The sequence below is a fragment of the Terriglobus sp. genome, assembly GCF_965201105.1.
Classification (GTDB): Bacteria; Acidobacteriota; Terriglobia; order Terriglobales; family Acidobacteriaceae; genus Terriglobus.
On sequence record NZ_OZ241741.1, the window covers coordinates 3,089,782 to 3,111,790 of the forward strand.

The 22,009-nt window shown below is 61.8% G+C and carries 24 protein-coding genes; 11 read left to right on the plus strand and 13 right to left on the minus strand.

The genetic code is table 11. The annotated features are described in order from the left end of the window. Positions 1 to 73: 73 nt before the first annotated feature. From ACOFKT_RS13665 to ACOFKT_RS13680, 4 genes are all read left to right on the plus strand, one after another. The gene (locus ACOFKT_RS13665) at positions 74 to 1,192 is read left to right on the plus strand and encodes a VWA domain-containing protein (protein WP_419804532.1); all 1,119 of its coding nucleotides are present in this window, start codon (positions 74 to 76) and stop codon (positions 1,190 to 1,192) included. Between the two features lie 89 nt (positions 1,193 to 1,281). Next, positions 1,282 to 2,421 carry a glycosyltransferase gene (locus ACOFKT_RS13670; protein WP_419804533.1) on the plus strand — a complete coding sequence of 380 codons (1,140 nt, stop codon included), beginning with the start codon at positions 1,282 to 1,284 and terminating at the stop codon, positions 2,419 to 2,421. A 51-nt stretch (positions 2,422 to 2,472) separates the two neighbouring features. Further along, positions 2,473 to 2,793, plus strand: a complete 321-nt coding sequence (locus tag ACOFKT_RS13675; RefSeq protein ID WP_419804534.1) for an Hpt domain-containing protein — start codon at positions 2,473 to 2,475, stop codon at positions 2,791 to 2,793. A gap of 46 nt (positions 2,794 to 2,839) precedes the next feature. Continuing rightward, complete coding sequence (locus tag ACOFKT_RS13680; RefSeq protein WP_419804535.1) at positions 2,840 to 3,976, plus strand: acyltransferase family protein; 1,137 nt, start codon at positions 2,840 to 2,842, stop codon at positions 3,974 to 3,976. A gap of 13 nt (positions 3,977 to 3,989) precedes the next feature. Here the strand turns inward: ACOFKT_RS13680 and ACOFKT_RS13685 are convergent, their stop codons facing one another. The 4 genes from ACOFKT_RS13685 to ACOFKT_RS13700 form a co-directional block, all read right to left on the minus strand. Continuing rightward, positions 3,990 to 4,208, minus strand: a complete 219-nt coding sequence (locus ACOFKT_RS13685; RefSeq protein WP_419804536.1) for a hypothetical protein — start codon at positions 4,206 to 4,208, stop codon at positions 3,990 to 3,992. A gap of 113 nt (positions 4,209 to 4,321) precedes the next feature. Further along, complete coding sequence (locus tag ACOFKT_RS13690; RefSeq protein WP_419804537.1) at positions 4,322 to 4,516, minus strand: hypothetical protein; 195 nt, start codon at positions 4,514 to 4,516, stop codon at positions 4,322 to 4,324. Positions 4,517 to 4,554: 38 nt separating this feature from the next. Next, positions 4,555 to 5,175 carry an HD domain-containing protein gene (locus ACOFKT_RS13695; RefSeq protein WP_419804538.1) on the minus strand — a complete coding sequence of 207 codons (621 nt, stop codon included), beginning with the start codon at positions 5,173 to 5,175 and terminating at the stop codon, positions 4,555 to 4,557. 9 nt (positions 5,176 to 5,184) lie between these two features. Further along, entirely contained in the window at positions 5,185 to 5,310 is a 126-nt protein-coding gene (locus tag ACOFKT_RS13700) for a hypothetical protein (protein ID WP_419804539.1), read from the minus strand. A 22-nt stretch (positions 5,311 to 5,332) separates the two neighbouring features. On the opposite strand from ACOFKT_RS13700, the gene ACOFKT_RS13705 reads away from it, so the two are divergent. The 4 genes from ACOFKT_RS13705 (at position 5,333) to ACOFKT_RS13720 (ending at position 9,212) form a co-directional block, all read left to right on the plus strand. After that, positions 5,333 to 6,367 (plus strand): site-2 protease family protein, encoded by a 1,035-nt coding sequence (locus tag ACOFKT_RS13705; RefSeq protein ID WP_419804540.1) that lies wholly within the window; start codon positions 5,333 to 5,335, stop codon positions 6,365 to 6,367. A gap of 237 nt (positions 6,368 to 6,604) precedes the next feature. After that, the gene (locus tag ACOFKT_RS13710) at positions 6,605 to 7,636 is read left to right on the plus strand and encodes a metallophosphoesterase (protein ID WP_419804541.1); all 1,032 of its coding nucleotides are present in this window, start codon (positions 6,605 to 6,607) and stop codon (positions 7,634 to 7,636) included. Between the two features lie 152 nt (positions 7,637 to 7,788). Continuing rightward, positions 7,789 to 8,574, plus strand: coding sequence for an ATP-binding cassette domain-containing protein (locus ACOFKT_RS13715; protein ID WP_419804542.1), 786 nt, complete (start codon positions 7,789 to 7,791; stop codon positions 8,572 to 8,574). A gap of 227 nt (positions 8,575 to 8,801) precedes the next feature. Next, positions 8,802 to 9,212 (plus strand): gamma-butyrobetaine hydroxylase-like domain-containing protein, encoded by a 411-nt coding sequence (locus ACOFKT_RS13720; RefSeq protein ID WP_419804543.1) that lies wholly within the window; start codon positions 8,802 to 8,804, stop codon positions 9,210 to 9,212. Positions 9,213 to 9,215: 3 nt separating this feature from the next. Here ACOFKT_RS13720 and ACOFKT_RS13725 read toward each other — a convergent pair whose 3' ends face one another. The 3 genes from ACOFKT_RS13725 to ACOFKT_RS13735 are packed head-to-tail and all read right to left on the minus strand — an operon-like array spanning position 9,216 to position 13,066. Further along, positions 9,216 to 9,989, minus strand: a complete 774-nt coding sequence (locus ACOFKT_RS13725; protein WP_419807173.1) for a hypothetical protein — start codon at positions 9,987 to 9,989, stop codon at positions 9,216 to 9,218. Positions 9,990 to 10,015: 26 nt separating this feature from the next. Continuing rightward, positions 10,016 to 11,401 carry an MFS transporter gene (locus ACOFKT_RS13730; RefSeq protein ID WP_419804544.1) on the minus strand — a complete coding sequence of 462 codons (1,386 nt, stop codon included), beginning with the start codon at positions 11,399 to 11,401 and terminating at the stop codon, positions 10,016 to 10,018. A gap of 30 nt (positions 11,402 to 11,431) precedes the next feature. Then, complete coding sequence (locus ACOFKT_RS13735) at positions 11,432 to 13,066, minus strand: TolC family protein (protein WP_419804545.1); 1,635 nt, start codon at positions 13,064 to 13,066, stop codon at positions 11,432 to 11,434. 214 nt (positions 13,067 to 13,280) lie between these two features. Between ACOFKT_RS13735 and ACOFKT_RS13740 the strand changes: the two genes are divergently transcribed. After that, positions 13,281 to 13,988 carry a DsbA family protein gene (locus ACOFKT_RS13740; RefSeq protein WP_419804546.1) on the plus strand — a complete coding sequence of 236 codons (708 nt, stop codon included), beginning with the start codon at positions 13,281 to 13,283 and terminating at the stop codon, positions 13,986 to 13,988. A gap of 5 nt (positions 13,989 to 13,993) precedes the next feature. Beyond that, complete coding sequence (locus ACOFKT_RS13745) at positions 13,994 to 14,512, plus strand: hypothetical protein (protein ID WP_419804547.1); 519 nt, start codon at positions 13,994 to 13,996, stop codon at positions 14,510 to 14,512. Positions 14,513 to 14,651: 139 nt separating this feature from the next. Here the strand turns inward: ACOFKT_RS13745 and ACOFKT_RS13750 are convergent, their stop codons facing one another. From ACOFKT_RS13750 to ACOFKT_RS13760, 3 genes are all read right to left on the minus strand, one after another. Further along, positions 14,652 to 14,942, minus strand: coding sequence for a hypothetical protein (locus ACOFKT_RS13750; protein WP_419804548.1), 291 nt, complete (start codon positions 14,940 to 14,942; stop codon positions 14,652 to 14,654). 49 nt (positions 14,943 to 14,991) lie between these two features. Next, positions 14,992 to 16,023, minus strand: a complete 1,032-nt coding sequence (locus ACOFKT_RS13755; protein ID WP_419807174.1) for a radical SAM protein — start codon at positions 16,021 to 16,023, stop codon at positions 14,992 to 14,994. An 83-nt stretch (positions 16,024 to 16,106) separates the two neighbouring features. After that, positions 16,107 to 17,201 carry an acyltransferase family protein gene (locus tag ACOFKT_RS13760; RefSeq protein ID WP_419804549.1) on the minus strand — a complete coding sequence of 365 codons (1,095 nt, stop codon included), beginning with the start codon at positions 17,199 to 17,201 and terminating at the stop codon, positions 16,107 to 16,109. A gap of 265 nt (positions 17,202 to 17,466) precedes the next feature. Here ACOFKT_RS13760 and typA point away from each other — a divergent pair, with 265 nt between their 5' ends. Beyond that, a complete protein-coding gene (gene typA, locus ACOFKT_RS13765; protein ID WP_419804550.1) occupies positions 17,467 to 19,278 on the plus strand; it encodes a translational GTPase TypA in 1,812 nt (603 codons plus the stop codon). Between the two features lie 69 nt (positions 19,279 to 19,347). Here typA and ACOFKT_RS13770 read toward each other — a convergent pair whose 3' ends face one another. The 3 genes from ACOFKT_RS13770 to ACOFKT_RS13780 all read right to left on the minus strand — a co-directional run bounded on the left by ACOFKT_RS13770 (position 19,348) and on the right by ACOFKT_RS13780 (position 21,647). Beyond that, positions 19,348 to 19,890, minus strand: coding sequence for a hypothetical protein (locus ACOFKT_RS13770; RefSeq protein ID WP_419804551.1), 543 nt, complete (start codon positions 19,888 to 19,890; stop codon positions 19,348 to 19,350). A gap of 126 nt (positions 19,891 to 20,016) precedes the next feature. Next, a complete protein-coding gene (locus ACOFKT_RS13775; protein ID WP_419804552.1) occupies positions 20,017 to 21,357 on the minus strand; it encodes an NAD(P)/FAD-dependent oxidoreductase in 1,341 nt (446 codons plus the stop codon). 137 nt (positions 21,358 to 21,494) lie between these two features. Then, positions 21,495 to 21,647 carry a PEP-CTERM sorting domain-containing protein gene (locus ACOFKT_RS13780; RefSeq protein ID WP_419804553.1) on the minus strand — a complete coding sequence of 51 codons (153 nt, stop codon included), beginning with the start codon at positions 21,645 to 21,647 and terminating at the stop codon, positions 21,495 to 21,497. Positions 21,648 to 22,009: the final 362 nt, after the last annotated feature.

The following is a 22,009-nucleotide window of genomic DNA, read 5'->3' on the forward strand; positions in this document are numbered from 1 at the left end:
AGGCCCCTGCTCCTTGCGCAGCTGACGATCCGGCCGTAAGCCCGACACCACCCAGGATTGGTAAACTACGCCCGTGATTCTTCGCCCAGAGCCTCAACTGCCCCAACCTCGTTCCCCCAGGCTCCGCGCCCTTTCTCTGCTCACCGCGTTCGCTTTTGCGATGCTGCTGCCCGTCGCCGCCAGCTGCCAAGTGCCCGCGCTGCCGTCCGGCACCACGGACTCAGCCCCCGCGACCAGCGCACCACCCTCCAGCAGCACGCAAGCGCCCGCAACATCTGCGCCGGCGGTTACGAGCGCCCCGCAGAGCGGAATGGCAAACGCCGCTCAGCAGCAACCAGACACCGACGTCGCCGCCCCCACCATCCGCGCCTTTGTGCCGGAAGTGAGCCTCATCTTCACTGTTACCGACAAAAAGGGCCGCTTCGTCACCGGCCTGCAGCAGCAGAATTTCGGCCTGCTCGACGACGGCCGTCGCCCCGACCGCGTGATCCGCTTCACCCAGCAGGCAAATCTGCCGCTGCGCATCGGCATCATGCTCGACACCTCAAACTCGATCCGCTCGCGTTTTCAGTTTGAGCAGGACGCCGCCAGCGAATTTCTGCTGCAGGTGCTGCGCCGGGGCGACTCCGCGTTTGTCACCGGCTTCGACACGCGCACAGAACTCGCGCAGGACTACACCAACAACATCGACCTTCTGAATCAAGCCATTCACAAGCTGCGGCCCGGCGGCGGCACTGCTTTCTTCGACGCGCTCTACTCCACCTGCCGCGACCAGATGCTTACCGTCCGTGGCGGCCAGGAGGACATCCGCAAGGCGATCGTCCTCGTCTCCGACGGTGAGGACAACTACTCGCACGCGTATGAGCAGGACGCGATCAAGGAATGCCAGCGCGCCGAAACGATCGTGTATACGATTTCCACCAACGTCTCGCCCTCCCGCGACAAGGGCGATGAGGTGCTGGAGCGCATCAGTGAAGCGACCGGAGGCCACACGTTCTTCCCGAACCGGATCGAAGATGTGGCCAAAGGCTTTCAGGCGATCGAGGAAGAACTGCGGTCGCAGTACTCCCTGCGCTACCGGCCCGCCGAGTTTAAGCAGGACGGCGCCTTCCGCACCATCCGCCTGATCGCGATGGATCCCCGCTACAACGTGCGGGCTAAGAAGGGCTACTTCGCCCCTCGCCCACAATAACTGTCGCTCAGCCGGACTCGCAAACGCCGCATCGCATACCGAGGCGAGCAGCTGTCATTCTTGCGCACGGCTCTGCTAGCCTCGTTCGCATGCGCGTCGCTTTCCTGCCGGACAGCTTTCACGAGGTCAACGGCGTCGCGCACACCGCACGCAATTACACAGCCTATGCCGAACGGCACAACCTGCCCTTCCTGTGTGTGCGCGCCGGCACACAGCAGCCCGCGTTGCAACAGCATGGCTCCGTCATTTCGCTCGAACTGCCGCGCAGCAAAACCAGCATTCCCCTTGAGAAGGACCTCGGTTTCGACGCGCTCTTCTGGCGGCACGGCCGCGTGCTCGACTATGTGCTGCGGGAGTTTCGGCCCGACGTGATCCACATTACCGGCCCCAGCGAGCTCGGCATCCTTGGCGCGTACTTCGCATGGCGGCACAAGGTCCCGCTCGCTGCAAGCTGGCACACCAACGTGCATGAGTACGCGGCCCGGCGTCTGCGCCGCCTCGGCCGCGTGCTGCCGTTCCTGCCCCGCACCGCAGAGGCGGCATCACTCACCGCGACTGCAAGGTTCTATCGCCTCGCACGCGTTCTCTTCGCCCCGAACCGGGAACTCTGCGACTTGCTGGAGCAGCGCACAGGCCGCCCGGCCTACCGTATGCCGCGTGGCGTTGACACGGCTCTGTTCGATCCCGCGCGCCGCACCCGGCCTCAGAACGACACCACGTTCGTCCTTGGCTATGTGGGCCGGCTCTCGATAGAGAAAAACGTCGCCCTGTTGCCACAGATGCAACACGAACTGCGCAAACGAGGCATGCACCAAACCCGCTTCCGCATCATCGGCCACGGCAGCGAGGCAGCAGCTCTGCGTGCTGCCCTGCCAGATGCGGAGTTCCTCGGCGTGCTGCAGGGCGAAGCCCTCGCCGCCGCCTACGCCGGCATGGACCTGTTCGTCTTCCCATCCGAAACCGACACCTTCGGCAATGTGGTGCTGGAGGCGCTCGCAAGCGGCGTGCCGGCCCTGGTCACGCACGGCGGTGGACCGAAGTTCATCGTCGAGGACGAGGTTACCGGCCTCGTCCGTTCGCCCGGCGAGTTTGCTGCTGCTGCTTCGGACTTGATCGGCACTCCATCGCTCGCCGGCATGCGCATCGCTGCGCGGCAGTATGCGATGCGCTGCTCGTGGGACGCCGTTTTCGACGGCGTGCAACTAGCGTATGAACAGGCGCTTGCGTGAAATTCAAACGGCATCCACCACACCACGCCGAAAGCGTCGTAAGCTTCTGAGATGAACGCCGGCTCCCCCCTGGCCGCCATCGCCGCCATCTGGCAAAGGCAAGTGCCACTAACCCGTCAACGCCTGCAGGTTCTGCGCAAGGCCGCGGACATGCTGAGCGAAACGCGCACCATTGAGCCGGACCTGCGCGCCGAAGCACTGGATATCGCGCACAAGCTGGCCGGTTCGCTCGGCATGTTTGGCTACAGCGAGGCGACCGACCACGCACGCAGCGTGGAGCACGAACTGGATCACACCGGCCTGCCGCAGCCGGAGCGGCTGGAGCAGCACGTGACCGCGCTGGAAAGCTCGCTTCGCGATGCACTCTTGTGACGGGTATACCGCCAAGGATCGCAGGCGGTAAGATGGTCGGCACCCGATGCAGACAAAGGCGCTTGAGTCTAAAACTCACTATGAGGTCCTCGATGGTCTGCGCGGCGTCGCAGCACTGATCGTTGTTGCATTCCACACATTTGAGGAATACAGCTACGGCGACCACGTCAAGCAGATCCTGAACCACGGCTATCTGGCCGTGGATTTCTTCTTTCTGCTGAGCGGTTTCGTTGTCGCCTATGCCTACGACGATCGTTGGGGCCGCATGTCCCTCGGCGACTTCTTCAAGCGTCGCATCATTCGCCTGCAACCCATGATTATTATGGGCAGCCTGATCGGTGGGGTTCTTTTCTATTTGCAGGCAGGCCCGTACTTCCCAAAGATCGGTACGACCCCGCTTTGGGAGCTCCTGCTGCTCACGCTGGTGGGCGCCACGCTGCTTCCCTGGCCGCTCAAGTATGACGTGCGCGGATGGGGCGAAATGCATCCGCTGGACGGCCCGGCATGGTCACTTTTTTACGAATACATTGCCAACATTCTGTATGCAATCGGCCTGCGAAAGCTCTCCAACCGGGTGCTTGCCGTCTTCACGGCAATCGCCGCGGTGCTGCTGATCGAAGTGGCGATCCGCCACGGTGACGTCATCGGCGGCTGGAGCCTGACAGCCCCAGAGATCCACGTCGGCTTTGCCCGTCTGCTCTTTCCCTTCTTCGCGGGCATGCTGCTCATGCGCTCCGGCCGGCGCATTCACGTGCGTGGCGCCTTCGGCTGGGCCAGCCTCCTGTTGGCGCTATGCCTGTGCCTGCCCCGTGTCGGCGGACATGCGCACCTATGGGCAAACGGCATTTACGACAGTTTTTGCATTCTGATCATGTTTCCGCTGATCGTGGCCATCGGCGCGGGCACGGGCAAATCGGCCGGCACACCGCAGGACAACCGCCTGGCAAAATGGCTGGGCGGCATCTCCTACCCGCTGTACATCACCCACTACCCGCTCATTTACATCTGGACGGCCTGGGTCTACGGCCCGCAACACCCCTCCGGCCATACGGCAAAACCATGGCTGCTGGGTGCGGCGCTCTTCGCCACCGCGGTGGCGATCGGCTACGCCTGCCTCAAGCTGTACGACGAGCCCGTCCGCCGGTGGCTCAACCGCCGCTTTCTGGGCAAGGCGACGGCTTGAGCGCGGCGCCCTATCAGTCCTGGCGCCTGGAAACGTCGATGCACTGAAACGCGATGTCGATCAGCACGCCCAGCCGCGACTTCGTCGTAAAGACAATGCAGTTCGACATCGCCGCGGAGATGGCGTGCTCCTCATCCGGGCTGTCAACCGGAAGGATAAATATTTGCCCGCGACTGGTCCGCTCATCCGGATTGAAGCAGCGGACAGTCACGTTGTACTGCTTCAGGTTCATAGACCAGTTCCTGCCCTGGTTCGATACACATCGGCTCGCAAAATGCAGCAGCAAGCCGGAGCCTTGGCATGCAAAGCCAGAACCTGATTGGGACCAGCTACAAGCCGCCTACGCTACGTCGCCTTGCGCTGAAAGCTGGTCTTCTTGATGCCGCTCAGCGCCTTCGCGCCGCCGCTGCCATCGCCGTGCCCCGCCTGCTTGCCTTCGGCCTTCGCGGCCGCCTTGTCACGCAGCGCCTGCAGCTTCTGTGCCTTGGGACCAAGGCCACGCGACGCGCCGGCCCCCGGCTTTGGGATGAAATCACTCATAGCTCCAGTTTATTCCAACGGTCGCGGTTTCGCCGGCACTACGCCCCGAAGAGGCCCAGTGCTCGTGCCCGCGTCAGCTCCCCGCGCACATACTCCCACAGCAGAGGCGAACCGGCCGCGATCTGCGCTTCAATGCGCCGCAAGACGCGCTCATAGCTGATCCCGTTTTCCTTCCAGCTCTGGCCTCCGTTGGCCAAGTTCAGCAGAACGGGCATCACGCGGTCCACGGCGTTTGCAAAGCGCGATTCCGGCGTGTCGCCGTGCTCGAACTCCTGCCACAGTGCCAACAACTCTCCCGCGCGCTCCTCAGGGAGCAGTCCAAAGATGCGCCGGACCGCGGTCAACTCGTCCTGCTTGCGCTCGGCCCAGCCACCCTCCACAAACGCCATCGTGTCGCCCGTGTCGATTTCGCCCACGTCGTGCACCAGCAGCATGCGGATCACGTGGTCGATTCGCACCGGCTCTGCCGCGTAATCGCGCAGTGTCAGCGCCAGCAGCGCAAGCTGCCAGCTATGCTCGGCCGAGTTCTCATATCGGTCCAGGCCAAGCGGCTTTACTTTGCGCGTCACGGCTTTCAGCTTGTCGGCCTCGCGAATAAACGCCACGATGGACGCAATTTCGGGCAGGTGCGATGCGCCGCTTTCGGCGAGATTGGGCATGCATCCACCTTAGCCGCGAACGCGCCGCCATGCGAGCAGGTGGCCCTGTGCGCTCACTTCCGGCCCACGCAATTCCGCGGCGTCAGTTTCCAGCGCCGCCGCGCCGCCCACACCGTTCCCCTGTAACGAAAGCAAAGCCGTAACATCGAATAAGCAGATGTCCGCAACCACCTATTCCGAAGCGTTTACGCCGGAGCAGATTCCCGCGCCGGAGCCGGTCTATAGCTGCCCGCAGTGCAGCCACTGGATTCCGGAGGGCACGCTCGCCTGCCCCGATTGCCAGACCCTCATCTATGGCGAGCACCTGAACCGCGTCGCCGCCGCCGCCAGCCGGGCCGAGCAGGAAGGCAAGCGCCTGGAAGCACGCGAACTGTGGCACGAAGCTCTGCGCTGGCTACCCGCCGACGCCCGCCAGGGCGCCCAAATCCGCCAGCACGTCGCCGCGCTCGACGGCCACCAGCAAGCCGAGGACGACCGCACCGCGCGCTGGAAAAAGCGCCTAGGCCCCCTCGCGCCCATTGCCCTCGCCATCTTTAAGTTCAAGTCCGCGATTTTTTTGCTCTTGAAGCTGAAGTTCCTGCTCGGCTTTGTCGGCTTCTTCGGCCTGTACTGGGCCATGTTTGGCTGGAAGTTCGCGCTCGGCTTCACGCTGTCGATCCTGATTCACGAGATGGGCCACTACTACGCCGTACGCCGGCGCGGTCTCAAGGCCGATCTGCCCATGTTCCTGCCCGGCCTTGGCGCCTACGTCCGCTGGTACAACCAGGGCATGCCGCTGGGCGTGCTTGCCCAGATCGCGCTCTTCGGTCCGCTCTTTGGCTTGGGTGCTGCTCTGCTCAGCGTCGGGCTCTTCGCCATCACACGCCAGCCCATTTTTCAGGCCATTGCTCACGTGGGCGCATGGGTCAACCTCATCAACCTCATCCCGGTTCTCGGCCTGGATGGCGCACAGGCCACCTACGCCCTGACCCGGCTCCAGCGCGGCCTCATCCTCGCCGCGTGCATCATCCTCTTCGCGCTCATGCACGAAGGGGTCTTTCTCCTCATCGGCGCCGGCATGGCCTTTCGCATGTTCACCAACGACACCCCTGAGAAAGAAAGCACCGGCACGCTGGTCGGCTTTCTTCTTCTGCTCTTTGCCCTCGGCGCGTTTCTGTACGTGATCCCGGATCCGGGCCGCATTGCGCGCTAAGGCGTTGGTACATCATTGCCGCACCGAAAACGATGTGTGATTTCGACCGGAGCAGGACATCCTGCACGGTCCTGCGAAGTGGACTCGGTGCTTGCGCAAGAATCTGCATCTTGCTTAGAGCAGCAGAGCCGCTGTAAGAAGCAGATCGAGCACGATGGGCCAAGTGTCACCGGAGCTCGCAAGACATACACGCGAGCCTCTCATTTCGCATCGCATTCATGGAAGGAGCGCAACCGCTTGGACGAACTGAACAGGATCAGCCGCCGCCGCTTCCTGCGGCAGACCTTCGCCTACTCCGCTTTGGCAGCTATGGCGCCGGGCAGTCTGCTCACCACAGTGGCCCAGGCGCCCCCACCCGATGCCAACGCGACACACCTGTTCATGATCGGCGACTGGGGCACCGACCGTTATGTGAAGCAGCAGGTCAGCGTTTCCCAAAGCATGCAGATGTGGATGGACCGGCAACACCTCACACCCAACGCCATGGTCCTGCTGGGCGACAACTGGTACGGCAAATTGCACGGCGGCGTGGACGACCGCCGCTGGCAGGACCAGTTCGAAACCATGTACCCTGCAGACAAGTTCCCCGGCCCCGCCTTCGCCGTATTGGGGAATCACGACTACGAAAAAGGCAAGACCGACAAGGTCCAGCTGCAGCTTGACTACCCAAAACAGAAGAAAACTCGCTGGACCATGCCGAACCGCTGGTACACCATGATGTACCCGCAGCAAAATCCCGTCGCCAAGCTCATCTTTCTCGATTCCAACCTGCCCGGCACCAAGCCGTTTGACCCTTGGCCGTGGAGTTACCTGATGAGTCATGAGGAAGCTGACCAGCAGGACCAGTGGTTCAAGGCCGAGCTCGCCAAACCCCGTGAAGCCCCGTTCCTGATCGTCATCGCGCATCACCCACTCTTCACCAACGGCGTCCACCGCGACAACCCGGTGCTCATCCCGCGCTGGGACCCGCTGCTGCGCCAGGCCAAGGTCGATTTCTACATCACCGGCCACGACCACGACCTGCAGCACCTCGAGTTTGAGAACCACCCCACCTCGTTCGTCGTCTCGGGCGGCGGCGGTGCCGAACTCGTCGACTGGTCCGTCAACCCCAGCAAGCGCGGCCCCTTTGGCGGCAAAGTCCTCGGCTTCTCACACCTCGAACTGACCAAAGACGCCGTCACGCTTCGCCACATCACCCTCAACGCCCAGGAACTCCACACCTTCCGCAAAACACCCGACGGCAAGATGACCATTCTCAAGGCCAGCTAGAGCCCTGCTTCCTCCCTGTTCCCGAAAACGTTGTCATAGAACATCGTCATTTGGACCGGAGCGCCCACAGCTTCATCATGGGCGCGCAGTGGAGCAACCTGCATTGCCCTCGCAAGCGCCACGGCGCTTAAAGGCAAGCTCCCCGGCCTAAAATGCACGAAGTGGAAACGAACATCCCTCTCGTCACCGCCGAACACCTGACCAAACGCTATGGTCCTCACACGGTAGTTTCCGGCGTCTCCTTCGCTATCCCGCGCGGCGAAATATTTGGCGTCGTGGGTGAAAGTGGCAGCGGCAAGAGCACCGTCGCCCGCATGCTTCTGCGCCTCATCGAGCCCTCCGAAGGCCGCATCACCTTCGACGGCATCGACGTCCTCGCCGCCCCGCCACGTGCCATGCGCGCACTCCGCCGCCGCATGGGAATCGTTTTTCAGGATCCCTACGCCGCCCTGAACCCGCGCATGCGCGTCCGCGACATCCTCGCCGAGCCCTTTGCCATCCACCGCGATGCCGCCCGCGGACCCGAGATCGAACAGCGCCTTCTCGCCATGCTCGACGAGGTCGGCCTGCCCGCCTCCGCCCTGCCCCGCTACCCGCACGAATTCAGCGGTGGCCAGCGTCAGCGCATCAACATTGCCCGCGCTCTGCTGCTCCGCCCCGACTTCCTCGTTCTTGACGAACCCGTCAGCGCCCTTGACGTCTCCGTCGGCGCCCAGGTTATTAACCTGCTCCGCGACCTCCAACAGCGCCACGGCCTCACCTGCCTCTTCATTAGCCACAGCATGCCGCTGGTGCGCTATCTCTGCGACCGCGTCGCCGTTATGCAGGGCGGTCGCATCGTCGAAGAGGGCGACGCCCTCACGGTTTGCGACCACCCCAGCGAGCCCTACACCCAACAACTCATCGCCGCCACCCCCGAGCTGCCATCACGACTTTAGCCGCCGAGGAAGTAGAAACAACACGGCAACAGGCGTGGCTTTAGCCGCCGAGGAGGTAGAAACAACACGGCAACAGGCGTGGCTTTAGCCGCCGAGGAGGTAGAAACAACACGGCAACAACCGTGGCTTTAGCCGCCGAGGTAGACACGCACCCAGAAACGTACGCGGCTTTAGCCGCCGAGGTGACGCTCCTTCCTGGGTAACGACTGACTCGCTAAACTAAACCTGTGAGCCACGAAGGCATCCGCTTCATCAGCCACGAAGAAGCGCGCCGCGCCGAGCAGCGTGACCGTGCCCTGCCCTCCGAAGCCGTTACCCCTTCCAAAATCAGCGTCGACGTAACTGGCGGCACCGGCATGACCATTCTCTGGAAAGACAACCATCGCTCCCACTGGAGCTTTCCCTTCCTGCGGGACGCCTGCCCCTGCGCCACCTGTCACGAGGAACGCGAGAAAACAGGCCGCGCCCCCGGCGAACCGAAGCCCGCTCCACAATCAGCCTTCCCCATGTACAAAGAGCCCGTTCGCCCACGCAAAGCCGAGCCCATCGGCCGCTACGCCATCAAGTTCCACTGGAACGACGGCCACGAAAGCGGCATCTACGCCTGGGACTACCTTCGCCGCCTCGATGAGCGCTAGCGCCTACTCGATTTTCGTCGCCTTTTTGTGCTCGAACGTGATCGTCACCGGGTGCCCATTGTTGTCGAACGCCACGGTCCGGTTATTGGGCTCGCCAGGCCCCGGACGGCTCACCTGACCTAACGCCAGCTGCGCCTGCAATTCGTTCATGCCCAGCACAGCCTTGTGCGCATCGATCGCCTGCCAGATGTTCGCCGGCCAATGCTTGTACGTCACGTGCGGGTCGTCATAAAAGAACGCCTCGTCCAGGTAAAACGTGTACCCGGCAGCCTCGTGGTAGCCCACAGCGACGCCGTGCAGCGGCCCCGGATCGGTCTTGCGGTGAAACAGCATAAATACCTGCCGGTCACCGCGCGGAATGCGGGTGTACACGCTTTCCGGTGACACCTGCTCGATGAAGTTGACGACCTCCAACTCCTCGGCACCCAACAGCAGCGGCGGCGACTTCACAAATGTCACGCGCTGCTGCGTCGCGGGATAGTATGCCATCTGGCTGCCCGCAAATACCCAGATCGGCTTGCCATCCAGAGCGCGCGCGTCGGCCAGCGTGTGCGGATACATCTTGCGCGGCACAATGTAATCGTCCTGCGTCAGCCCCAGGCTCGGGCCCTCATTCACGTGCACCACCTGCGCCTCGCGCCGCGCCTTCACTACGAAGTAGACCCGCAGCCCAACAACGACCAGCATGATCGCGGTCAACGCAAACGCAAGTTTCTTCCCGTTGCCACTGCCAGAGCGCGCTTCTTCATCGCGTCCGGACTCGTCCGTATTCAGCATCGCCACTGCTCTAATCTCCTTTGCCGTCAATCAATCGGTTCGCTCACGCTCGACGCATTTGCGCTCAGCAGTTCCTCGGGTGTGAGTGTATCGACCCGCCGCAGCGGCGGAAAGAACACCGCCCACAGGCCCGTGACCATCATCGATCCGATGCCGCCAAGCACCACCGCGCGCACCGCGCCGAACCAGTGCGCCGTCACACCGCTCTCAAACTCGCCGAACTCGTTGCTCATCCCCAGAAACAGCGCATTCACCGCGGAAACACGACCACGCATCTGTGGAGGCGTGCCAAGCTGCAGAATCGATGACCGCACGATGACTGAAACATTGTCGGTCGCGCCGATCACCACCAGCATGAACAGCGACAGCCAAAGTGCAGGATTCTGGTGATGTCCGTACAGAAGGGAGATCCGACCATGCGGCATCAGCTTGCCAATTGCAGAACAGATCGGTTTCGCCAACCCGAACACCACCGTAGCCGCACCGAAAATGCCGACGCAGACCAGCATCAGCTTGCCCGCGCGGTGCCTGATGGGGGATCGTGCCAACGTGATCGACACAATCAGCGCACCCACAGCCGGTGCGGCGCGCAGCACGCCCAGCCCACGCGCGCCGGCGTGCAGAATGTCCTGCGCGAAGATCGGCATCAGCGACACCGCACCGCCCAGCAGCACCGCAAACATGTCCAGCGAAATCGAGCCGAGCAGGAGCCGGGCGTGTCGCACATAGCGCAAACCGACCAGCATCGCCTCCAGCGTAAAGGCCTTCTTTTCGGTCGCCTCATTGCGCGGCTGCAAGGTGTTTACCAGCGCCAGAAAGCAGGCCTGCGTGATGAGTGTGATCAGGTACACCAGCGGCGCCCCGCTCAGGCGGGTCGCGGCACCGTGCAGCGTGATGGTGAATAGCAGACCGCCCAGCGCCGGACCGCTGATGTTCGCGGTTTGAAACACCGCAGAACCCCAGGTCATCGCGTTCACGAAGCTTTCCTTCGGCACCAGTTGCGGCAGAATGGCGGACGCTGCTGGACCGGAAAACGCACGGCCCAACCCGATGCAAAACAGCAAAGCATAAATGGCGACGACGCTACGGAAACCGAGATAGCTGATGACAAACAACGCCGCGCTGCACAACATCTGCAAGCCGTAACAGATCAGAATGACGCGCTTGCGGTTGTAGCGATCCGCGGTGTGCCCCGCCGGCAAGACGAACAGGATGCCCGGCAAAAACAGCGCGAGCCCCGTGGAGCCGAGCAACAGCGCGGAGTGCGTCAGCTGGTAAATCTGCCACGCGACCGCGACCGACTGCGCCTCCGCGCCCAGAATGACTACGAATCGCGCAATCTGATAATTCCGGAACGACCGTGATTGAAACGCGGAGGACGCACCGGGTTGTCGAGGTTCTGCTGCGGGCATTCCTTTTATCGTGGCACACTACCCCGGCCGCTACTCGTTCAAATAGCTGTCGTACTGCGACTCCAGCACGCCCGTGTACCGGGCCAGCTGCAGCTTTGCCTGATTGAACTGAAACAGAGCGTTCACCAGTTGCGACTGCGCATTGGCCAGCGTCGCCTGCGCCCGCACCACGGGCAGCGTGTCGTCCACACCGGCACGGTACCGCTGTTGGGAGTCGCCCAGCGCCTCGGTCGCCAGATTCACATTGCTTGTAGCGGCCTTCACCAGGTTGTCGGCGGTCGTCACATCCAGCATGCTGGACCGGATCTGCTGGTCGATGTCGGAACGAACGCTGCTGATCTGCGCGCGCAAACGAATCAACTGCGAGTCGGCCACCTCGCGGTCGCCGCGAATGCGCGCCTCCTGAAAGATGGGGAAGTTAATTCCACCCTGCGCGACGAAGTCGCCGTGATACAGACCACGCGTCTGGCCGATCACACCGTAGTAGCCGCTGACCGTCGCCGCCGGCAACCGCTCATAGGCAATCGCGCGCCGCTGCAGCTCGGCGGAGCGCAACTGCGCCTGCAGGCCGAGCAGGTCCTTCCGCCGCTTGTAGGCGACCTCGCGCGCGGTGGTCAGCGGCAGCGCCTCTAACTCGTGGTACGGCACAGGATCGGTCAGTTGCAGCGGCTGGTCCGCCGCCAGACCCATAATGCGGTTCAGCTGGATCTTATCCTTGTCGAAGCTGTTGTGAAGACTTACCAGCTGCTGCTCACGCTGCTGGCGCGTCACCTGCGCACGCAGAAGGTCCAGGTTGGTCCCCGTGCCGGCGTCCTTGCGGGCCTGCGCCTGCCGTTCCAGCTCCCGATCGCTGACCAATTGCCCTTCCGAATCGTGAATCGACGCCTCATCGGCGAGCACGCGAAGGTATTGCGTGGCGACCTGCTGCACGATGTCGGCCCGGTCTGAAAGCGACTGCAGATTAGCGATCTCCGACTGCACCTTCGCCGCCTTGTACACCTCATAGGCCGGCAGATTGAACAACTGCTGATTCAGGTTCAGCTGCGCACTGGTCGTGTCGTACTTCACGATCTGCGAGATTGGCGGGGTACCCGGTGGCAGCAGCGCTCCAATCTGCGACGGGTTAAACCCCCGTGCGGCCAGGTTTACCTGTTGCGTGCTGGTGCGGCCCACGGCGGTCAGGCTCGGAATTAATGCGTTAAACGCCACGGAGCGCAAGCCGCTCACCTGGCGAGCGCGCTGCTGGTCTACGGTGATGCTGAGCGAATGCTGCAGTCCGAGCTGCACTGCATCGTTCAACGATAACGAGAGCGGGGTGCCGGTAGAAACGGGCGTAGTCACGCCATTGCCAAGGTCGCGCGGCGGCGTAGCAGCCACGGCCTGTGTCACCGCAAGCGAAGGCTGCTGCGGCTGCGGAGCATACGGCAGGTCGGGTGCAGCGGCGATGGGCGGCTGCCGCAGCGCAGGCTGCGCGGTCTGGATTGCCGGCGCGGGCGGCGGCATAGCTGGAATTGTCGTGGGCGCGGGCAACGTGCTCTGCCCCGGTGCGCTTTGCGCTGAGACCGGCGGCGCGGGCGCAGCAGGGTCGGCAACGGAGCCTGCCGCCGGTTGGGTCTGCGCCAGGGCTGTGCCGGTAAGGATCGCACCAAGGATCAGGGGGGCCACGACAGCCGCACACGACGCGCGCACGGCGAACCGGTCCTGCCTTGGCGGATTCAGTCGTTCACTTCGGGTCATCTCCAGAATTGGATTCCGGTCAGCTGAAGCCGGTTGCGAATTTCTGGCCGCGGCGGCTCAGATCGCCGCCTAACCACGGGCAGCATGCTGCGTCTAGAATCGAAGAGGCCGCGGTTTTTTACGGGTGCGGCCGGGAGAGTGCATGAACCGTCGTTTTGCCGCTGCGCTTGTTGCCGCCCCACTCGCGGCGATGCTCAGCCTTCCCTTTGCCGCTCACGCTCAAATCGTCGGCCCTGCCGGCGACGGTCATTTCAAGGACACCAGCATGCTCAAGCCGCCCGCCGGCCAGCGTGTTGCCATCGTTGTATTCGAAGATCTGGAGTGCCCCGCCTGCGCCGGCTCCCATCCGATCGAATACCAGGTGGCGCAGCAGTATCACGTTCCTGTGGTTCGGTATGACTTCCCACTCCAGATGCACGTGTGGAGCCGCGATGCCGCCATCTTCGCCCGCTATCTGCAGGACAAGGTCAATCCCTCGCTCGCCGATGAGTACCGGACCGAGGTCTTCCGCAACCAGATCAGCATCGCCAGCAAGGATGACCTGCAGAACTTCACCCGCCGTTTCATGCAGCAGCACGGGCAGGCGATGCCCTTTGTCGTCGATCCCGGTGGCGTGCTGGCGAATCAGGTGCAGGCGGATTACAACCTGGGTCTGCGGCTGAATGTCACGCGCACCCCAACCATCGTGGTCGTCACCTCGAACGGTCACTATGAAACGGTGAGCGGGAACGAGACGGGTAGCAGCGATCCGAACCGGCTATACACCGTAGTCGATGCCGCGCTGAAGCAGACCCACGGTGCCGCACCTGCTGCCACGGTACGCACTGCCGCGCACACTACGCGCCGCTAACTCAAATGAAGCCGAGGCCGGCCCACATCTCACATGCCGATGCGGCCGGCTTCGCCGTTTCTGCCGGCGGTCAGCAGCGCCAAGTTCGCTGGGACCAGGTGGAGCGCGTCACCGCCTTCAAACGCGACCTGTATACGGTCGACATGCTGTGCCTCCTGATCCTGTTGGGCGAGGATCAGGCCATCTTTGAATTAAACGAGCAGATGGAGGGCTACAACGAGTTTGTGGCAGCAATGGACATCGCCCTGCCCGGCGCAATGCCATGGGCCCAATGGTTTATGGCAGTCGCATTTCCGGCATTTGCAACCAACCCGCTGTGCATCTATCGGCGGGGCGGCGAACCCGATCCCATACCGTCACCGCCGCCTGAGGAGCCCGAACCGAAACTCAGCCTGATCCAACGCGCCATCGGCCACTTCTGGGATTTCGCCCTCCGCCCGCTCGAACGCCAACTTTACCGTTCCGGAAAAATCAGCAGGTCATCGGCGTCGTCCTCAGCAGAGGATCGGACGACGCAAGATTAATCCTTTCTGATGAATCACAGTACGAGTGACAACTTTTCATTTCGACCGGAGCAGGACAGCTGTATCGTCCTGCGCAGTGGAGAAACCTGCATTCTCTTCGCGGCTTCAGTCGTCGAGGTGCAACACAACAGCAGAACCATTACTGCGGCGACGCGGTACTCGTCGCCGGCTGCTCGCCGGCCTTCTTCGCAGCCTTCGCCGCTTTGTCCTGCGCCTGCAACGCCTTGCGCTGCGCCTTGGCAGCCTTCGCGCGTTGTTTATTCGCCTTTTCCTCGTTCTTCAGCGAAGCTTCCTGGCCCTGGGCCGTCGTGGGCGCACTCGCATCCGATCCGCTCGACTGCGCGGTCTGCGCAACCCCCAGCCCAGGCGCGGCAAGCACGCTGCACACGACACCCGAAAGCACAAAGAAACGAAGACGGTTCAGGCCCATGACATAACTCCTGCTTATACGATGCAGGTCGCCTGGGGTTCGCCGCAGCCTACGTAATCTGCACCAGGTCGCCGGGTCCGGGTTGATGCCCGCCGGGTTGCGCTGATGGTGGGGCAGGAGCAGCGTGTTGCGGCGCCCGCCAATGGTCGATGTAGCTGACCTGGTGTACACACGAAATTGTGCAGTTCGGAGCGCATCCCTTCTCGGTCAGGAACTCCCTTTTCACGTCGGCGGTGGTGTAACTCGCCAGCGGCACGCCGGGGTAGCCGCGCTGTTGCGAGCAGTAATGGACCAGGCCGTTTTCGCAAACATATAGATAGCGTGAGCCGGCGCGGCAACGCCAGTCGTTCGGCTGGCCGTTGGCAATCGCTTCCTGGAACTTGTTAAATCGCGTATACGATCGCCGGGTCAGGCCGCGTACCCGATCCCACACGCCGCGCTCCGATCCGCTCAACGGCCGCAACTGCCCGCTGCCGTCGTGGATGATGCCGATCGTCGACGAGAAGCCGAGTTCCAGCGCGCGGCTGCTAACAGTGAAGGCGTCCTCAGGGTTAGGAATGCCGCCGCCCACGACCGAGTTGATGTTGACGTGGAAGTCAGCGTGTTCCGCCAGCCAGACCAACCGCTGGTCCAGCACCTTCAACGACTTCTTGGAAACCGCATCGGGCATCACGTTGTCGATCGAAATCTGCAGGTGATCCAGCCCGGCGCGGTTCAGCCGCTCAATCCGCTCGCGGTTCAAGTTGTAACCGTTGGTGATCATGCCCGCAATCGCGCCCGTCTTGCGAATGCGGGCGATGATGCGGTCCAGGTCAGGGTGCAGTGTGGGCTCGCCGCCCGAAATCGTAATGACGGAGGTGCCGAGCCGGCCAAGCGCATCGATACGGCGCTCCATCTCTTCAATTGGCACCGGGTCGGAGTGGTTGTCGAACTCATTGCAATACGTGCAGGCCAGGTTGCAGCGGCGCATCGGCACGATTTGCGCCATATAGGGATGGCCGGTATGCAGCAGTGCCCAGCCGATGCTCGCCAACTCGCGGGCACGTAATCCGGACAACCGCGCACGACGCCGCAACGGCATAGGCCGGTGCGCCGGCTTCACCTCGAACTTGGGCCCGGGCTTGCCATCCACAGGAACGGGTTGAGCAACAGGCAACATGGCACCTATGAGTTTACCGGAGTCGGTCGAAGTGATGCTTTATGCCGCAGCAGCCGGCGTGACAGGTGACCGCCCAGCAGCATGAGCGGGCGCTCAAGATAGCGGTACAGGACTGCCGGTAACAGAATGAGCGACAAAACAAAAATGGGCCACGACGACCAGTGAGGCACCCGCTCAAAGGCAAGCCACAGCAAAATTCCGTGAGATAGATAGATGCCATACGAATGTTCTGCAACCCACTGCACGATTCGCTGTCCGCGATAGGGCTCAATCTCGCGCAGGAATGGGTAGCTACCGGCAAGAATCGCCGAGCAGAAAAACGATCGCGCCAGTTTTGACGGCAGGCTTACATTGTCCCAAGGCCCAAACGCGGCTGCCGCAACGCAAATGACAACGGGCCAGCACCAGCCTGGCAGACGCGATGAAATTTTCGCACGGAGCAGATCAAATGCGACCACACCCGCCGCAAAACATGGCGCATAGCGAAACACGCTGAGCCGCTCTGTGATCTGTGGCACCCAGAATGCCAACGGAACCGTAGCCGCCCAGATCGCCAAAGAGATGTACCGCCTCCGCAGAATTGCAAAGAACAGAAACGGCAACAGCACATACATCTGCGCTTCAAGGGGCAGTGTCCACAACGGGGCCTGCACATCACGCTGATAGGTCACGTTTTGTATCAGCAACAGATTGCTGACCAGTTCCGCCGGCCGGATTGGCACATACGGAGAACCCGGTTGAGGCGGCAGGCGCAAGAACCAGACTGCCAGCACAAACAGAACAGACAATGGGTAGATCCGGAAAAAACGGCGGACCCAAAAGCCCGTCACGATGTGCCATCGCGAACCGATCTGGTGCATTCGGTCGAGTGACGCCACAAGCACAAGGCTTGTATGGAAGAAGAAGAGAATGACGCCGAAACGTCCAAGACTTCCATACCTGCCCAGGTGAAGCGTGTCGATTAAATGGCTCGCGACGACACACACCACGGCCAATGCTCGAAGCAGGTCCAGATTGCGCGACAGATATGGCTGCGGCAGCACTGAAGGAAGCGCTGGACGCGACAAACGTTGCACTTCAAGCGTTGCTTTTCCCTGCATGGCTTTCTGTGAAAAGAACCTTTTACCAGCATATTTGTGGAACGCAGCCTAACCGTGACCAGCCTGACTGGACCCCATCACGCAGCAGAACGCCGCACTCCCAGCTTTCGCGGGTGCGGCGTTTCTCTTGAATATCATATTTTCGGTTTGTCCCTGTAAACTGGAAGTATTGCCCAAGCGCTTCGTATGTCGCACCGGAAGCCCCGGACACGCGAGTCACCGGGCAAGACCGATCGAATCAGACCAGGACAGGACACACACTGCTGTGAGCAATACCATTCGCAACATCGCCATTATCGCCCACGTCGACCACGGCAAGACCACGCTGGTCGACGCCATGCTGAAGCAGAGCGGCACCTTCCGCGCGAACGAAGCTGTGGCCGACCGCGTCATGGATTCGAACGACCTCGAGCGTGAGCGCGGCATCACCATCCTGGCGAAGAACACCGCCGTGCACTACGCGGACGGCAAGATCAACATTGTGGACACACCGGGTCACGCCGACTTCGGCGGCGAAGTGGAACGCGCGCTGAAGATGGTCGACGGTGTGGTGCTGCTGGTGGACGCCAGCGAGGGTCCGCTGCCGCAGACCCGCTTTGTGCTGTCGAAGGCGCTGGCTGGCGGGCTGACGCCAATTTTGGTCATCAACAAAATCGACCGTCCTGACGCGCGCGTACAGGAGGTGTTGAACGAGGTGTATGACCTTTTCATCGACCTCGATGCGGACGAGTCGCAACTCGACTTTCCCGTCGTCTACACCAACGGCAAAGCCGGCACCGCGACGCTGGACATGGATCAGCCCGGCACCACCCTGCAGCCTCTGTTTGAGACCATCGTAAATACGATTGCGCCGGCGAAAGGTGATGCCGACGGTCCGCTGCAAATTCTGGTGACCAACCTGGATTATTCGGATTACCTGGGCCGCCTCGGCATCGCGCGCGTCTTCAATGGAACGCTGAAGACCGGCGAAACCGTGAACGTTGCCCGCCTGGATGGGTCACTGCAGCCGGTTAAAATCACCAAGCTGTTCAGCTTTAGCGGCTTGAAGCGCACCGACATCGAGGAGACCACCGTAGGCGATATCGTCGCCATCGCAGGCGTTGCCGGTCTGACCATCGGCGAGACCATCACCGGTATTGACAACCCGCAGCCATTGCCGCCGATCGTTATCGACGAGCCGACGATCGCGATCCAGTTCAGCGTCAACAACTCGCCCTTCGCCGGCCGCGAAGGCCAGTTCGTCACCAGCCGCAACCTGCGCGAGCGCCTGGACAAGGAACTTCAAACCAACGTCTCCATCCGCGTGGAAGAAACGGGCTCGCCCGACTCCTTTAAGGTGCTCGGCCGCGGCGAACTGCAGCTTGCAGTGCTCATCGAGATAATGCGCCGCGAGGGTTACGAACTGCAGGTCGGCCGTCCCGAAATCGTCACCAAGCGCATCGACGGCGCCCTAATGGAGCCCGTCGAGTACGTGACCATCGACGTCCCGAATGAGTTCAGCGGCACCGTTATCCAGAAGCTTGGGCCGCGCAAGGGCGAGATGGTCAAGATGAGTGGCGACGCACGTGTCCGCATGGAATTCAAGGTCCCCTCGCGCGGCCTGATCGGCCTGCGCAGCGAGATGCTGACGGAAACGCGCGGCACCATCGTGATGAACTCGCTGTTTGACGGCTATACCGTTTACCAGGGTGAAATTCCGCAGCGGCCCACGGGCGCGCTGATCAGCGATCGCACCGGTGTAACGACGACCTATGCGCTGAACGGCCTCCAGGAGCGTGGCGTACTCTTCATGGGCGAAGGTGTTGAGGTCTACGAGGGCATGATCGTCGGCGAGAACAGCCGTGACAACGATTTGGACGTGAATGCCGTCCGCGAGAAGAAGCTAACGAACATGCGTGCTTCCTCAGCCGATGAGGCGCTGCGACTGGTGCCCTACAAGCAGCAGACGCTGGAGCAGTGCATCGAGTTTATCGCTGAAGACGAACTGGTTGAAGTGACTCCCAAGTCACTGCGCATGCGCAAAAAAGTGCTGCAGGCAAACCGGCGTCCGCGTCGTCAGCAGTTGCAGGAAGCGTAGAAAGTCAGGCTAAGGTGAGAAAGGGCACAGCTTCGGCCGTGCCCTTTTCACTTTGCGATTCTCTGGAAGTCAACTCTTCTTCTTACCGAACGGGAACACCAGCGAGAACTTTGCGTTGTAGCTATTGCGGTTTTCTCCCGCCGGGTGCGCATACACGTACTCCGCCGGAATGATCGAAAGCGAAACCCACTTGTTAAGTGGCGTCGTGAAGTTAACGCCGGTCAAGAGCGCATAGCCATTCGTGATGGTGCCCGCGTTTGAGGTGCGGGAATCACCCATCTGCAGAAACAGAGCAGGCTTGAGTCTCGGCTTCGGGAATATCTCCTTGCTGACGCCCAGCGAATAGGTATGCAGGTTGACGCTGCCTTTGCGATTCGCACCGTAGTAGTTTGAAGCGTCGGCGTAGACGGCCCAGCCGTTTGCCAGGTTGAAGGTGGGCTTCGCCAGCCAGCCATTCAGACTGCGGTGATACCCGCCCTGGTCCGCCCACAGGTAGGCATAACCCACACTAATGGTGCCAATCGGCGTCTGCTTCTTTGCGGACGGAATGGATTGCTGTTGTCCACCGTCGCCGGCGTCCAGCGGAAGCGAAAAGGTCTGCGCGCGAGCCATACCTGCGGCAGACAAAAGAAGGACGGCACCGAATCGTGCGGCTCCGCTGAGGTTCATACCAATTTCAGACGGAGCCTGCGTTGGGCAAGATGCTTCGCTAGAACGCGACAGGCCCATGCCTGCTTGCTACGGTTCAATCGGTTGCGTGGTCAGTTCGCCAACATGCGCATCTTCGATGCCCCAGCCGGGCAGCTCCTGCGAACCGGTAATCAGCCGCACACCTTCCTTGAAGAAGAGGTACGTAAATGCCCAACTACGGAAGACTGAAAATCGATTGCGGAAGCCGATCAGGAAGAAGATGTGCACGACAAGCCAGGTGACCCACGCCAGGAATCCGCTCATATGGGCGCGGAACGGCCACTTAACATTGCCTACTGCCGAAGCGCGGCCGATGGTGGCCAGATCGCCCTTATCGAAGTAGTGGAACGGCTTCTTCATGCGGCCGCCCTCCACCTCCAGCGCAATGGATTTGCCGGCATAGCTGCCCATCTGCATGGCAGGCTGCGCGACGCCGGGAACAGGCTTGCCGTCGCTCATGGCGTGAGCCAAGTCTCCGCAAACAAAAATTTCAGGGTGGTCTTTGGGATGGAGGAACTCGTCTACGTTCACCGCACCTTTTTTGTCGCATTCGACGCCGAGCATCTTGCCGAGCGGACTAGCCTGCACACCCGCGGCCCAAAGCGTGACCACGGAGTCGATGCGCTGATCGCCCACCATCACGTAGCCGGGCTGCACGTCGGTCACACGTTGCCCGGTGCGCACGATTACGCCGAGCTCCTTCAGTTGCTGCAGCGCACTCTTTTGCAGATCCTCGGGGTAGGCGGCGAGGACGGCGGGCGAGCCCTCCAGGATGAGCACGCGGGCGGAGGCCGGGTCGATGTGCTTAAAATCTTTGCGGATATACAGCTTGGCGATGTCTGATATGGCACCCGCGAGTTCAACGCCTGTGGGGCCGCCGCCGATGATGACGAAGTTGAGCGCAGGGTGCTTGCCCGATTCGAGCATCTCGCCCTCGGCTTTTTCAAAGGCGAGCAGAACGCGTCGCCGAATCTCAACGGCATCCTCGATCGTCTTCAGGCCCGGTGCAAGCGACGCCCACTCCTCCTTGCCGAAGTAGCTGTGGGTCGATCCGGTGGCGAGGATCAGGTAGTCGTATTGCAATTCGGTGCCGCTTTTCAGGTGCGCCCGCCGGCCATCCACGTCGAAGCCGACGACCTCGTCCATGAGCACTTGCGTATTGGGCGAACGCACTACGGTCCGAATCGGTTGCGCGATGTCGGCCGGCGAAAGCACCGCCATGGCGACCTGATACAGCAACGGCTGGAACGTGTGATGATTCTTGCGGTCGACAAGGGTAACGTTGACCTCAGCCTTTTCCAGCGCCTCCGCGGCTCGCAAGCCGGCAAAACCCGCGCCTATAATCAACACGCGTTTCCGCACGCCACCTGTTACGTCTGCCACTGCCATGCAACCTCTCCCATTGGTTCACGGGTTCAGATGCCGAATGGAACGGTACAGTCGCGTGGACCTTGGGAACCGGGAGCATTTCCGCCTGCATGAAAGCTCCGGCACCGCCGGAGCTTTCATGCAGATTGCGGCGTGATTTATGCGAGACGGCGATGCGCTGCGCCGTACATGCCAAGCAGGCCCGTGCCGAGCAGAGCGAGCGAAGAGGGCTCTGGAGTTACGGCGGCAGGCGGCAGGCGCGCTGGCGACCAGCAACGAACCACTCTGGGCTGCGGTAAAAGCGACGCCATCGATCCGGATCACGGCTGCCTGACCGACGGTGCTGCCGCAGTTTCCACCACCCGTGAAGCACAGGAACTGGTTTGCAAAGCCGAGATTATCGGCAAAGCCGGCGTAATTCGCTGTTTGCGTGTTACCGAAATCGTAGAACAAGCCATCTGTTGTGGCGGTGAACTGACTACCAAGAACGGCGGCGTTCTTATTCACGATGGATGAAGAAATTGCACCGTGATCGAAGGTAAGGTCAAACGCTGTGATGTCGTTCACAGAAAGCACACCTAAGTTGCCATCGGTCGTGATCGAACCGTTTGCGGTTTGCGCCTCCGATACTTAGGTTGACGTTACAAGTGGTATCGGCAGGTGCAGCTGTACC

Coding starts and splice junctions, on each gene's coding strand:
- ACOFKT_RS13755 (WP_419807174.1), bottom strand. CDS start 16,023: ATGCCGTTGCGGCGTCGTGCGCGGTTGTCCGGATTACGTGCCCGCGAG.
- ACOFKT_RS13690 (WP_419804537.1), bottom strand. CDS start 4,516: ATGAGTGATTTCATCCCAAAGCCGGGGGCCGGCGCGTCGCGTGGCCTT.
- ACOFKT_RS13715 (WP_419804542.1), top strand. CDS start 7,789: ATGCACGAAGTGGAAACGAACATCCCTCTCGTCACCGCCGAACACCTG.
- ACOFKT_RS13780 (WP_419804553.1), bottom strand. CDS start 21,647: ATGGCGTCGCTTTTACCGCAGCCCAGAGTGGTTCGTTGCTGGTCGCCA.
- ACOFKT_RS13725 (WP_419807173.1), bottom strand. CDS start 9,989: ATGCTGAATACGGACGAGTCCGGACGCGATGAAGAAGCGCGCTCTGGC.
- ACOFKT_RS13775 (WP_419804552.1), bottom strand. CDS start 21,357: ATGGCAGTGGCAGACGTAACAGGTGGCGTGCGGAAACGCGTGTTGATT.
- ACOFKT_RS13740 (WP_419804546.1), top strand. CDS start 13,281: ATGAACCGTCGTTTTGCCGCTGCGCTTGTTGCCGCCCCACTCGCGGCG.
- ACOFKT_RS13695 (WP_419804538.1), bottom strand. CDS start 5,175: ATGCCCAATCTCGCCGAAAGCGGCGCATCGCACCTGCCCGAAATTGCG.
- ACOFKT_RS13675 (WP_419804534.1), top strand. CDS start 2,473: ATGAACGCCGGCTCCCCCCTGGCCGCCATCGCCGCCATCTGGCAAAGG.
- ACOFKT_RS13680 (WP_419804535.1), top strand. CDS start 2,840: ATGCAGACAAAGGCGCTTGAGTCTAAAACTCACTATGAGGTCCTCGAT.
- ACOFKT_RS13750 (WP_419804548.1), bottom strand. CDS start 14,942: ATGGGCCTGAACCGTCTTCGTTTCTTTGTGCTTTCGGGTGTCGTGTGC.
- ACOFKT_RS13705 (WP_419804540.1), top strand. CDS start 5,333: ATGTCCGCAACCACCTATTCCGAAGCGTTTACGCCGGAGCAGATTCCC.
- ACOFKT_RS13760 (WP_419804549.1), bottom strand. CDS start 17,201: ATGCAGGGAAAAGCAACGCTTGAAGTGCAACGTTTGTCGCGTCCAGCG.
- ACOFKT_RS13685 (WP_419804536.1), bottom strand. CDS start 4,208: ATGAACCTGAAGCAGTACAACGTGACTGTCCGCTGCTTCAATCCGGAT.
- ACOFKT_RS13770 (WP_419804551.1), bottom strand. CDS start 19,890: ATGGCTCGCGCGCAGACCTTTTCGCTTCCGCTGGACGCCGGCGACGGT.
- ACOFKT_RS13670 (WP_419804533.1), top strand. CDS start 1,282: ATGCGCGTCGCTTTCCTGCCGGACAGCTTTCACGAGGTCAACGGCGTC.
- ACOFKT_RS13730 (WP_419804544.1), bottom strand. CDS start 11,401: ATGCCCGCAGCAGAACCTCGACAACCCGGTGCGTCCTCCGCGTTTCAA.
- ACOFKT_RS13745 (WP_419804547.1), top strand. CDS start 13,994: ATGAAGCCGAGGCCGGCCCACATCTCACATGCCGATGCGGCCGGCTTC.